This is a genomic window from Staphylococcus lutrae, from assembly GCF_002101335.1.
GTDB lineage: Bacteria > Bacillota > Bacilli > Staphylococcales > Staphylococcaceae > Staphylococcus > Staphylococcus lutrae.
Map to the genome: position 1 here is coordinate 1948216 of NZ_CP020773.1, position 12442 is coordinate 1960657.

General features: G+C 37.9%; 10 protein-coding genes and 1 riboswitch. Of the genes, 6 read left to right on the plus strand and 4 right to left on the minus strand.

The genetic code is table 11. The features are described 5' to 3' along the window. Positions 1–185: 185 nt before the first annotated feature. Together ltaA and B5P37_RS09080 are read right to left on the minus strand one after the other, a co-directional pair. Positions 186–1370, minus strand: coding sequence for a lipoteichoic acid biosynthesis MFS flippase LtaA (ltaA, locus tag B5P37_RS09075; RefSeq protein WP_103322022.1), 1185 nt, complete (start codon positions 1368–1370; stop codon positions 186–188). Beyond that, positions 1348–2523, minus strand: a complete 1176-nt coding sequence (locus B5P37_RS09080; RefSeq protein ID WP_085237915.1) for a diglucosyl diacylglycerol synthase — start codon at positions 2521–2523, stop codon at positions 1348–1350. The genes ltaA and B5P37_RS09080 overlap by 23 nt, the downstream gene beginning before the upstream one ends. A gap of 416 nt (positions 2524–2939) precedes the next feature. On the opposite strand from B5P37_RS09080, the gene B5P37_RS09085 reads away from it, so the two are divergent. The 6 genes from B5P37_RS09085 to B5P37_RS09110 all read left to right on the plus strand — a co-directional run bounded on the left by B5P37_RS09085 (position 2940) and on the right by B5P37_RS09110 (position 10870). Next, on the plus strand, positions 2940–4424 hold the full coding sequence (locus tag B5P37_RS09085) for a UDP-N-acetylmuramoyl-L-alanyl-D-glutamate--L-lysine ligase (RefSeq protein ID WP_085237916.1): 1485 nt from the start codon (positions 2940–2942) through the stop codon (positions 4422–4424). Further along, positions 4414–4653, plus strand: coding sequence for a YueH family protein (locus B5P37_RS09090; protein ID WP_085237917.1), 240 nt, complete (start codon positions 4414–4416; stop codon positions 4651–4653). The genes B5P37_RS09085 and B5P37_RS09090 overlap by 11 nt, the downstream gene beginning before the upstream one ends. 20 nt (positions 4654–4673) lie before the next feature. Next, positions 4674–6236: a peptide chain release factor 3 gene (locus B5P37_RS09095; protein WP_085237918.1), complete on the plus strand. Its 1563-nt coding sequence runs from the start codon at positions 4674–4676 to the stop codon at positions 6234–6236. Positions 6237–6436: 200 nt separating this feature from the next. After that, positions 6437–6560: riboswitch (yybP-ykoY riboswitch) on the plus strand. A 218-nt stretch (positions 6561–6778) separates the two neighbouring features. After that, complete coding sequence (locus tag B5P37_RS09100; RefSeq protein ID WP_085237919.1) at positions 6779–7579, plus strand: TerC family protein; 801 nt, start codon at positions 6779–6781, stop codon at positions 7577–7579. A 283-nt stretch (positions 7580–7862) separates the two neighbouring features. Beyond that, positions 7863–9494: a S1C family serine protease gene (locus B5P37_RS09105; RefSeq protein ID WP_085237920.1), complete on the plus strand. Its 1632-nt coding sequence runs from the start codon at positions 7863–7865 to the stop codon at positions 9492–9494. A 17-nt stretch (positions 9495–9511) separates the two neighbouring features. Further along, positions 9512–10870, plus strand: a complete 1359-nt coding sequence (locus tag B5P37_RS09110) for a TrkH family potassium uptake protein (protein WP_085237921.1) — start codon at positions 9512–9514, stop codon at positions 10868–10870. Between the two features lie 186 nt (positions 10871–11056). Here the strand turns inward: B5P37_RS09110 and dltD are convergent, their stop codons facing one another. Together dltD and dltC are read right to left on the minus strand one after the other, a co-directional pair. Beyond that, positions 11057–12199 (minus strand): D-alanyl-lipoteichoic acid biosynthesis protein DltD, encoded by a 1143-nt coding sequence (gene dltD, locus B5P37_RS09115; protein WP_085237922.1) that lies wholly within the window; start codon positions 12197–12199, stop codon positions 11057–11059. Beyond that, positions 12196–12432, minus strand: a complete 237-nt coding sequence (gene dltC / locus B5P37_RS09120; RefSeq protein WP_085237923.1) for a D-alanine--poly(phosphoribitol) ligase subunit DltC — start codon at positions 12430–12432, stop codon at positions 12196–12198. Before dltC ends, dltD begins: the two co-directional genes overlap by 4 nt. Positions 12433–12442 lie beyond the last annotated feature (10 nt).

Genomic DNA, 12442 nt, shown 5'->3' on the forward strand with positions numbered 1-12442 from the left:
GACGAAAAGCAATGCTATCTGAAGGATTCGGGACAATAGTATCCATATGAAAATGAGAGTGGGATGACGAAATCTATGTTGGTTTCGTCATCCCACTCTCATTCATTTTATGTTGATTTTTAATCATTGTGTTTGTTTTTATGATTTTCAGATGTTATAGGTGCCTCTATCATATTTGAAGCGCATTAGTGTACATGGCGCTGTCTAACAAAATATACGCCATAAAAACAAGCAAGGAAAAAGATGAGTAACGCTGCAAAATAGAAAGTAAAGATTGGGCTCCCAGTGAATTGTGAAATCGGACCACCAAATAATGGACCTAACATTGCACCGAAGCCTTGAATACTATTAATAACGCCCCAAGTTTCCTCTTGTTCATTTGGATGAATGAACTGTGCCATAAAGGTATTCCAAGCTGGTAATAATAAGCCATACAACATCCCAATGAAAAACGCAATAATCCACACGATGACAATATACTGGATGAATGTGAGTGAAAAAATGGCAAGGCTATAAATCACAAAGCCAGTCAATATAATGCTTTTCGTAAAACGAGTGGAGTAAGCATCAATCAATTTGGATAGAAAAAGCATGGAAATTGTACAACCTATCCCGCCAGTGATAATGGCGACTGTGTATTCTAATGTGGTCACCCCTACAATATCGACGGCATACTGAGGGAGCACTGGAACAAGGGCACTGATAGCAATCCCTTGAAATAAAATACCAGGAAATAGGACAAAATGACGACGGGACACACTGACGATTTGTTGGAGTTGTTGTTTTACGCTTTTTGTATGGTAATCAGTCAGTTTTACCTTTACAAAATAATAAAGTATGAAAGCAACCGCGACACAGAGGGACATTAAAAAGTTAAACCGTGTTGGGTGCGCTTTAAATATTAAATTCATCGTAATCATACCGGCTAACATCCCTGATAGCCACGAAAAATAAACATACCCCATTTGTTTGCCCCGAGTCGATTCATCGACACTCGCTAGCATGATTACCCAAATTGGACATACAGCAATTCCCAGCATCACAGCACTCAAGATAAGTATGAGTGGTGAGGTAGGGAACCAAATGATTAAAAACAAACTAATTAATGCGACAAGAAAACCTAAAGTAAGGACAATTTTAGGGCCAAGTCGCTTTAATATGAAACCGATAACAAAATTGGTTACTGAGTCCGAAATAAAATGAATGGAAATTGCAATGGATGTAATACTAACGGCAATATGCGATGCAGTTGGTAATAAGGGTAAGTAGCTTAAAACATACATACCTCTTGCAAATTCCATCAAAAACAAAATGACTAATAGCAGATAGAAACTCCGTGTGGTCATCTTATTTGACGAGTAGTTTTGCATATAAAGGCACCTTTCCATAAACAGTTTCAACATGCGCGCTGTTGTATAGTAAATCTAATAAGTCTTGACACAAACGTTGCGTGGCATGGGATTCATATGCATCATTCATATGTTCAATCATTCGTGCTATGTCAGAGGGGTGGTGTGTCAAATAAGTGATAATATCAATCGCTTCTGAAGGTGTTTGTGCAATTTTTCCAAACCCTTTTTCTTCAAAATAAAGTGCATTTTCTAATTCTTGACCAGGTGCAGGATTTAAGAAAATCATCGGTATTTTTCTGACTAATGCCTCAGAAATTGTAATGCCACCAGGCTTGGTAATCATTAAATGACTGGCGGCCATCCACTGGTTCATATGTGCAGAATAACCGAGAATGCGCACATTATCATGATGCTTAAAAGTCGCTGAAAGTTGTCGTTTCAACTCTTTATTATGCCCACAAATCATGACCACTTGTACTTGCTGATTTTCATTGAGTATGCGTTGGATCATGTGGTCGAATCCTTTCGAGACACCGAAAGCCCCTGCTGACATGAGTATCGTTCTTGCATTCGGATCAAGTTGGTGTTGACGTAACCACGCTTCACGTTCAACAGGTTGTTCGAATTGATCAGAAATTGGAATGCCAGTCACTTTTAATTTTTCACTAGGAATACCAATGGATTCGAATTCTTTTTTCAAATCATTCGTTGCTAAATAATAACGTGTCGAATTCGGAGTGATCCAGTTTTTATGCATGCGATAATCGGTCATCACCGTGGCAATTGGAATATTGATATTAAATTGCTCTGTGAGTACAGACATCACAGGGGTTGGAAAAGTCACTAAAATTAAATCTGGTTTTTCTTTAAGTAATAAGTTGAGTAGCTTATTTAAACCGTAATATTTATAGAAGCATTTATCTAATTGATCCGGGCGACTATAATAGAATGCTTTATACATACGACGGAAATATTTAAAACTATTGATGTACCATTTTTTACAAATTGTTGTCATGATAGGATGTGCTTCTAAAAACAGATCATGTTGAACAACTGTAAGGTTTTCGAGGTTCATTTGATTTAATTGTTCAACGATACTGTTTGTCACTTGAATGTGACCATTTCCAAACGAACCCGTGATAATCAATAATTTTTTCTTTTCAGTTATCATGAAAGCCAGCCTCCGAAATATTTAGACATATTCTTGTTCAATGCTAGTGTACCGTAATTTGCGCATATTGTGAAAAATTATAAGAATTTCTAACGCAATAGTAACAATGTTAATATAATAAGAAAGTAAAACATTCGCTTAATTTCAGCGAAAAAAACGAATATGACACGCACGACTCCCGTCATTTCATTATTTTATCTTAACTTACTCTAATGTTTGATACAATAGTGAGTTATATATTTCGGACTAGAGGTGTATGAATCAAAAACGTTGCTAAAAACATACCCGTTTTTATATAAAATGAATCATATAATATGTGACAACTAGGCGTATATCGTCGTAAAATACGCGATATAGCATATAATTTGAAGCAAAAAAGTGTATAATAAGTGAGTATACAAAAAGGAGAGATGTCTGTGAATGCGGAACACTTATTCGATCATATTTTAATCAAGCAAGTGAAGGGACATTTAGATATTGAAGTGAATGATGTAACGACAGATTCGCGTCAGGCAAAAGAAGGTAGTATTTTTGTCGCATCAAAAGGGTATACGGTAGACAGTCATCGCTTTGCACAAAATGTCGTTGAACAAGGGTGTCGTATCGTGGTGGTTAACCGTCTCCTTGATTTAGAAGGAGATGTGACACAAGTCGTTGTTCCAGATACGTTGCGTGTCGCAAGTTATTTAGTACACCAACTTTTTGGATTTCCAAGTCAACAACTCACAACAATAGGTGTTACTGGGACTAATGGTAAGACATCTATTGCAACAATGATTCATTATATATATCGTCAGTTAGGCAAAGGCAGTGCATATCTTGGTACGAATGGTTTTCAAATCAATGAAACATTGACGAAAGGTGCCAATACGACACCTGAAACGGTACTGCTGACTAAAAAAATGCATGAAGCGGTTACAGCAGGGGCTGAAGTCATGACGTTAGAAGTGTCTTCTCATGGATTAAGTTTGGGACGACTCAATGGCGTAGAGTTTGATGTGGCGATTTTTACAAATTTAACACAAGACCATCTGGACTTTCATGGCACTATGGAAGCCTATGGATATGCGAAGTCACTTTTGTTCAGTCAACTTGGCCAAGATTTAAGTCGTCAAAAATATGTGATTGTCAATGCAGATGATCCTTTTTCAACGCATTTAAAAACAGTGACGCCTTATGAATGTATCACATACGGAATCGAGCAAGAGGCGCAATTTATGGCGACTCATATTCAAGAATCATTGCAAGGTGTGACGTTTGATTTTGTGACACCGTTTGGGACATATCCTGTACGTTCGCCTTATGTCGGTCGCTTTAATATTTCAAATTTGATGGCGGCGATGTTAGCGGTATGGGTCAAAGGGATCTCACTTGAAAAAGTTACAAAATGTGTGGCGAATTTAGCACCCATTGAGGGACGTTTAGAAGTCCTCGATCCATCGTTACCGATTGATTTGATTATCGATTATGCGCACACAGCGGATGGGATGTCTAAGTTAATCGATGCGGTACAACCTTTTGTAAAACAAAAACTCATTTTCCTTGTCGGTATGGCAGGAGAGCGTGATTTAACGAAAACCCCTGAGATGGGACGCGTGGCTTCTCGTGCGGATTATGTCATTTTCACACCGGATAATCCAGCGAATGATGATCCTAAGATGTTGACAGCAGAACTGGCTAAAGGTGCGACACATCAAAATTTTGTGGAATTTTCAGATCGTGCTGAAGGGATACGCCATGCGATTGAAGTTGCAGAACCGGGGGATACGGTCGTCCTCGCTTCAAAAGGGCGAGAGCCGTATCAAATCATGCCAGGTCATGTCAAAGTTCCACATCGTGATGATTTAATCGGTTTAGAAGCAGCATATCAAAAGTTTGGTGGCGGTCCGAATGAAGATTAGAGAGAGCTATAGTGAACATTTTTCAGCAAAAGTATGGCTATACCATAATCATAAAGAGAATTATATTGTCGTATCAATTCCAGAATTGTATTGGTCGATTCAAATTGCAGACACCTTGTACGGAGATGCATTGACCGAACATTTATGGATTCATTTATTTAATGTGATTGATGAAGAAGAGGCACAAATACTCGCCTTACGTATCACAAGATGGATACAAGAAGTTTAAAAAACTAAAGGAGTTATGAAATGGGTATTAGAGAAGAAGTACAGTCCCGTAAAACGTTTGCGATTATCTCGCATCCAGATGCTGGGAAAACCACATTAACTGAAAAATTATTATATTTTAGTGGTGCAATTCGTGAAGCCGGGACAGTAAAAGGAAAGAAAACAGGTAAGTTTGCAACAAGTGACTGGATGAAAGTTGAACAAGAACGTGGTATTTCTGTGACGAGTTCAGTGATGCAGTTTGACTACGATGATTTTAAAATCAATATATTGGACACACCTGGGCATGAAGACTTTTCAGAGGATACGTATCGGACGTTAATGGCTGTGGACAGTGCGGTCATGGTGATCGACTGTGCCAAAGGAATCGAGCCCCAGACGCTTAAACTTTTTAAAGTATGTAAAATGAGAGGGATTCCTATCTTTACATTTATCAACAAACTAGACCGTGTAGGTAAAGAGCCGTTTGAATTATTAGATGAAATTGAGTCGACTTTAGGTATTGAAACGTATCCAATGAATTGGCCTATCGGAATGGGACAAAGTTTCTTCGGGATTATTGATCGAGAAGACCGTACGATAGAACCTTTCAGAGATGAAGAAAATATTTTGCACATAAATGAGGACTATGAATTAGAAGAAGCACACCCAATCGCAAGTGACAGCGTTTTTTCACAGGCGATAGAAGAGTTTATGCTCGTGGAGGAGGCAGGTGAAACGTTTGATCAGGATGCCTTAATGCGCGGAGATTTAACACCGGTATTTTTTGGCTCGGCGTTAGCGAACTTTGGCGTGCAAAACTTTTTAAATGCCTATGTGGATCATGCCCCAATGCCTCATGCGCGCCAAACAGATGAAGATGTAGAGGTCAGTCCTTTCGATACAGACTTCTCTGGTTTCATTTTTAAAATTCAGGCAAACATGGATCCGAAACATCGTGACCGTATTGCTTTTATGCGTGTTGTGAGTGGCGCATTCGAACGTGGTATGGATGTGAAGCTGCAGCGAACAGGTAAAAAGCAAAAGATTACACGATCAACGAGCTTTATGGCAGATGACAAAGCAACCATCAACCATGCAGTTGCCGGGGACATTATTGGTTTATATGATACAGGGAATTACCAAATTGGAGACACATTAGTCGGAGGAAACCAAAATTTCAATTTTAAAGCACTTCCTCAGTTCACCCCTGAGATTTTTATGAAAGTGTCTGCTAAAAATGTCATGAAACAAAAGCATTTTCACAAAGGGATTGAACAATTAGTACAAGAAGGGGCCATTCAGTATTATAAATCGCCGCATACCAATCAAATTATTTTAGGTGCAGTCGGACAATTACAATTCGAAGTGTTTGAGCATCGTATGAAAAATGAATACAACGTTGATGTGGTCATGGAACCGGTCGGTAAAAAGATTGCGCGTTGGATTGAGAACGAGGAAGATGTGCAAGATAAAATGAGCACAAGTCGTTCCATTTTAGTTAATGACCGTTATGACAACAAAGTGTTTTTATTTGAAAATGATTTTGCGACACGTTGGTTTGAAGAGAAGTTTCCTGAGATTAAGTTGTATAGTTTACTTTAATACGTTCTTGTTTTTATTGCCTCTGATGTGATGGATATTGCATCAGAGGTTTTGCTTGATAATGAAAGCGTAACAATAATAGGTAAGTATTGAAAATATCTTATGTATTTTAATAAAAAATAAATATTTATACTAAGGGACTGTTATTTTTCTCGAAAATTGGGTATAATATTGACATCATTATTAAATATCTGTGACTGACTGTTGTCAGAGGGGAGTAACTTGATTAACGTATGAGACGTTAATAACGCTTTGTCGTCATTACGAAGAATAATAGTCTTCCGGTGAAGCGGGCAAAGTATTTTGCTAAGTGAGACCTTTGCTATTGATTTAGCATGGGTCTCTTTAATTATGTTTTAAGTCAGCCGGCTCATTTTTTAGGTAGCAATAAGTGGTGATGAGTGAATGTCTTTTCAGTCGTCTCTTGAGATTATAATAAGTGAGTCATGTAGCGGTTGTCATTTTATTCGGCGGAGACAACAACCTAAAAATGAGGTATTTGTCCCGTGTACATTTTAAAAACGTAAAGGAGTGGATGAACGATGGATCCGAGTTTATTGTTATCATATAGTTGGGTTGTGTTAGTCCTTGTATTTTTAGAAGGATTATTAGCTGCTGATAATGCCATTGTTATGGCAGTGATGGTGAAACATTTACCGCCAGAGCAACGTAAAAAAGCATTGTTTTATGGTTTGTTAGGTGCATTTGTTTTTCGTTTTATTGCCTTATTTTTAATTAGTATTTTGGCGAATTTTTGGTGGATTCAAGCATTAGGTGCGCTATACCTCCTTTATATGTCTGCTAAGAACCTGTACACATTTTTTAAACATCAAGATGAAGAACAGACGACACCGGACAATGATGATCATCATTTTGATGAATCAGGTGTCGAAAAAAAGGTCAGCGCCAAAGAATTTTGGGCTACGGTGGCTAAAGTTGAATTTGCAGACATTGCATTTGCGATTGATTCCATGTTAGCAGCATTAGCGATTGCAGTCACTTTACCAGCGATTGGTGTGCATTTTGGAGGGATGGATGCAGGACAATTCGTAGTGATGCTTATCGGAGGATTGATAGGGGTCATTTTAATGCGTTTTGCAGCGTCATTTTTCGTTGAATTACTTAACAAATACCCTGGACTTGAAGGGGCCGCATTTGCAATTGTGGGTTGGGTAGGGGTTAAACTTGTCATTCTTGTGTTAGCGCACAAAGATGTCGGTTTAATTCCACAAAATTTCCCGCATTCTGTATTATGGCAAATCATCTTCTGGTCAGTGATGATCGGGCTTGTCGTTGTCGGTTGGCTTACATCGGCAGTCAAAAATAAAAAACATTCATCATAAAAATGAAAATCAACACCGCCTGAATGATATGAGTGGTGTTGATTTTATAAAATGTGCTTCAAATGAGCAATAAGGGGGCAAGGACGTAACCGTTTTTAATATTGAGATTCATCTATTGAAATAGGCATATCTACATAAGATCCATATAACGAAAACAAGCAATATATATTCTAAAAATGATCTGTGTGTACTTTAAAAATTTCGTGCTATATAAGAGAATATTACAGAAATTTAAGTGACAATATGGCATAATAGAAAAAGAAATATATGAGGAGGACGTGCAATGGATCGAGATCAAAAACATGTGATTCCTAGACATCAATATAAGCGTCAACGTCGCGAATATTTTCATAATGAAGAGCGTGAGGCGAGATTAAAAGCTGAAGCAAAAGAAAACGCGCTCAAAGCTGAAAAGGAAAAAGCACAAGTTAAAAATAATGAAGAACGAGTGAAAGATAACTTGCGAAAAGCGCGCATTGAAAAAATTACACATGATGACCATGAAAAGCAGTCAAAAGCAGCGCAAACCGAATCAGAGGGCTTCTCTCAACGTGTGCGACCTCTTGAAGAGACTTCATCCGTCAGTATCAATGGGAGTCGTGCAGAACAAACACAGGGCGCGTCACATCACAAACACACAGTAGATGAAGGTGAAACGAAGAAAGAAAGTCGTACCGCTGAAAACACGTCGTCATCAGATTCTCAGCAAGAAGATCCAGCACAACACGCATATACGACAAAGAGAGATTGGACAGAAAAAGTGACCGCATTCTTGACACGAGAATGGGCGAAAATTTTAATTGTGATTGCAGCAATATTGATACTCGTCTTGTTGTTCTCTATCTTTAAAAATGTAAACCAAAGCGAAAATCATAATACGAAACAAGCGCTTCAAACAGAACAGAAAGAAAATGGTTCAGGTAAAATAGTGACTCAAACGATGGAAAATGCGAATAACGCAATAAAGTCTGTCGTATCAATTGAAAATAATAGACAAAACACACCAAGTACAGATAAAGGGACAGGCAGTCAAACACAAATAGAAAAAGAAAGTGGCTCAGGTGTCGTCTACAAAAAAGTAGATGACACCCTTTATATATTAACGAACGCGCATGTTGTCGGTGACCGTAAAACGCATATGCTCACTTTTGGGGATCAACAAACAGAGACGGCAGAGGTAATTGGTCGATATCCATTGGCAGATATTGCTGTCATGAAGATGAAAGTACCTAAAGGGGACGTCCTCAAGCCATTCAAACTTGGAAATTCGAATGCGATTGTTTTAGGTGAACCTGTGCTTGTGATAGGGAATCCCGTTAGTTTGGACTTTCAAAACACAGTGGGAGAGGGCATTGTTTCTGGTTTAAAGCGTGATGTACCAGTGGACTTAAATCAAGACAATACATATGATACGTTACTGAACACTTTCCAAGTCGATGCACCGATTAACCCAGGTGATTCAGGAGGTGCGGTCATTGATCAAAAAGGACAATTAATTGGCATTGCTTCACTTAAAATAAACATGCCGAGTGTACAAAATATGGGGTTTGCAATACCTATCAATTGGGCGTTAAAAGTAGCGGAAAAGATTGAAAAAGAAGGGGATATTCAACAACCTCAAACATATATCAAATTGGATAATATTGAGGATATCAGCCCTGCTTTACGAAAATCATTGAAAATTGCTGAATCTCAAAAAGAAGGTGTCATTGTTCGAGAGATTGAGTCAAATAGTCCTGCACAAGGATCGGGTTTGAAAAAAGGGGATGTCATAGTAGAATTAGATCATCAACCTATTAAAAACACATTGGCTTATAAAGAAAAATTGACCGAACATCTTGATGAGAAGGCGCCAATTGAGTTACAGGTTATACGTGAAGGTGAGATGAAGAACATCTCATTTAAATTGAAATAGCTTTGGGGTGAATGACTGTGTCCATAGTCAAATTGTTATTGAAGAAATCGAGCCCACAGCAAGGGATTGTCTTGTACTACTTTGTCGCAATCATCGGTGCGTTTTTATTGTTGAATTTACCGGGTGTACACAAGCCAGGTGTCAAAGTGGCCCCGATCGATACATTGTTTGTCGCTGTATCAGGTGTGAGTGTGACTGGATTGACACCGGTGAATATATCAGAGACGTACTCTGCTTTTGGGTACATGATGTTATTGGTTATTCTCAATATTGGTGGCATTGGTGTGATGGCAATTGGTACGTTGTTATGGGTTGTATTAGGGAAACATATTGGAATACGTGAGCGCCAACTCATTATGTTAGATAATAATAGAGATTCAATGAGTGGAACAGTCAAACTCATTTTAGACATTGTGAGAGCGATTTTAGCCATTGAATTCGTCGGTGCAACATTACTTGCTTTTTATTTTTATCGGGATATTCATGATTTGAAAGAAGCCATTTTACAAGGGGTATTTGTTTCGATTTCAGCGACGACAAACGGTGGATTAGACATTACAGGTGACTCTTTGATTCCTTATGCCAATGATTACTTTGTCCAGTCGATTGTCATGGTTTTAATTGTTTTAGGCTCTATCGGTTTTCCAGTATTACTTGAAATCAAAGCCTATATTAAAAACAGAATTCCGAACTTCAGATTTTCGCTTTTCACCAAAGTGACAACGGTGACTTATTTAATGATTTTAATCGGCGGTGTTGTAGGGATTTTATTGATTGAGGCGAATGGTGTGTTTGCCAATGAATCATGGCACAAAACTTTATTTTACGCTATGTTCCAATCGGTGTCGACGCGAAGTGCCGGCTTACAAACATTTGATGTGTCACAGTTCTCAGATGCAACGAATTTACTGATGGGCGCGTTGATGTTCATTGGTTCATCTCCTAGTTCTGTAGGCGGTGGCATTCGTACAACGACGTTTGCGATTATTATTTTATTCGTCATTAATTACAAACCTAATGCTGAAAAGTCATCCATTCGCGTGTTTAATCGTGAAATTCACAATCAAGATATACAACGTTCCTTTGCGGTATTTTGCATTGCTATTGTGATGACCTTTATAGGGACATTTGTCATTCTGTTAAACGAAGGCCATCATATTGACTTTATCAAAGTTTATTTTGAGATCATGTCAGCATTCGGAACTTGTGGCTTATCAACGGGGATTACTTCAGAATTGGGGAGTGTATCCAAAGTGGTATTAATGATTTTGATGTTTATTGGGCGTGTCGGTTTGATTTCGTTTATTATTATGATCAGCGGTCATCGTGAACCTGCAAAGTACCATTTCCCAAAAGAACGCATTCAGATTGGTTAGCTGTTCATGTGTGTGACAGAGAAATCGTGGCCATACTTTCGATAATGTTTGTAGTGAAGCAAAGTAATTTTTATCGTTCAGACGATGTTGCCATTTCATAATTTGTTTAATAACACAAATCAAAAAGACATTCCAAGGTACAAGAAATGTAAATGGAATGTCTTTTTTGTGATATGCACAGGCGTTTTATTGTGCCATATGTTCTTGAATGTGCTGACTGACATCAACCCAGCCACGCCAGCCAATATGTACAGCATCACTCATATAATACGGGGTATAGTCATTTTTAGATAAATCTACGACTTGACCGTGATGATCTTCAATGGTCTTCACAATTTTTTGATTCACAGCCATACGTCTGTCTCTTGGGATATCAATGTGATCGTACCATTTTCCATTCACTGGAATTAAAATGTACTGTACATCTGCGCCGGCTTCATTCATTGTATCGATTAAAAGTGATAAGTCATCATACTCAACAGATTTTAATCGGAATTCATGTTGTCTGCCGATAGACTTTTTATGCTTTAATTTATGCCAATATTCATCTTTGATTTCATAAGGATTAGATCGGCTTTGAGACGCACCATATTGGTATGCTTTTTTATCCAATGCTTTCCAATTTAAATCTTGCTTCTTACTGTTGTCATATAACTTTGGTAAGTCACTGAGGTGATGAAGCGGCAAATACGACTGCAACGCTTCCATTTTCTCAAGATGATTGGTATAAAGTGGATTCAAAAAATGCCCGTCTGGATGATCAGTCTTTGCATAGGATTTCAAATAGTCATTATTTTGGTTCTCTTTGAAATGCAATAAACGATGAGCAAGTCGTTTTTTGATGTCTTGAGAAATATTAGGATTATTAAAAATACTGTTAATCTGTAACTGAGAAGAGCGACCTTGATAATTCACTTCAGTTAATCCGTGATGTGTGAACCATTGTGGTGACACAATAATCGTCATTTTTTTATTTTTTAAATGGTCAAATTGTGCACCTAATGTCATGAGTTGAATTAAATCTGTAGAGCCCCCAGTCCCGATATAAAACAAGCGTTTTGAATGTCCTTTTAACAAAATCGCAGGCTGGAATGGGTCTGATTTAGTGAGTTCACTGGATCCATAAACTGGATAATAATCAGGGTCCTTCACCATCGCTTCTTGTAGATACTGTCCTTTTAACATATCACTATCATTTGAAACTTGATATTTTGGCAATTGATTTGCGAGATGTGGTGGTACAAACCATTTTGCAGGTAATAAAATGAAAATGGCAAACAATAGGATACTTGCTAAAAACGCAATAATGTAAGGCTGCTTTAATTTCATTGTAATTTTGCCAATTCATTAATCATTTGATTTGGTGTACCCCAATCTTCTCTGTTAAAGTCCATAATCGGCACCTCAATACCAAGTTCTTCTTGGAAAGCAACCAACAATTGTACAGATTGCATTGAATCCATAATGCCTTCGTCAAAAATGTGAATATCTGGATTTGTTTTAACAATATCGTCATCTGCAACTTCTGCAATAATATCTAAAACTTTTTCGTTAAATTCCATAAATCTCTCT

Bases quoted from the DNA above. Each gene is read 5' to 3' on its own strand.
- B5P37_RS09105 (WP_085237920.1), top strand. From the start codon at position 7,863: ATGGATCGAGATCAAAAACATGTGATTCCTAGACATCAATATAAGCGT.
- dltC (WP_085237923.1), bottom strand. From the start codon at position 12,432: ATGGAATTTAACGAAAAAGTTTTAGATATTATTGCAGAAGTTGCAGAT.
- B5P37_RS09100 (WP_085237919.1), top strand. From the start codon at position 6,779: ATGGATCCGAGTTTATTGTTATCATATAGTTGGGTTGTGTTAGTCCTT.
- ltaA (WP_103322022.1), bottom strand. From the start codon at position 1,370: ATGCAAAACTACTCGTCAAATAAGATGACCACACGGAGTTTCTATCTG.
- B5P37_RS09080 (WP_085237915.1), bottom strand. From the start codon at position 2,523: ATGATAACTGAAAAGAAAAAATTATTGATTATCACGGGTTCGTTTGGA.
- dltD (WP_085237922.1), bottom strand. From the start codon at position 12,199: ATGAAATTAAAGCAGCCTTACATTATTGCGTTTTTAGCAAGTATCCTA.
- B5P37_RS09090 (WP_085237917.1), top strand. From the start codon at position 4,414: ATGAAGATTAGAGAGAGCTATAGTGAACATTTTTCAGCAAAAGTATGG.
- B5P37_RS09095 (WP_085237918.1), top strand. From the start codon at position 4,674: ATGGGTATTAGAGAAGAAGTACAGTCCCGTAAAACGTTTGCGATTATC.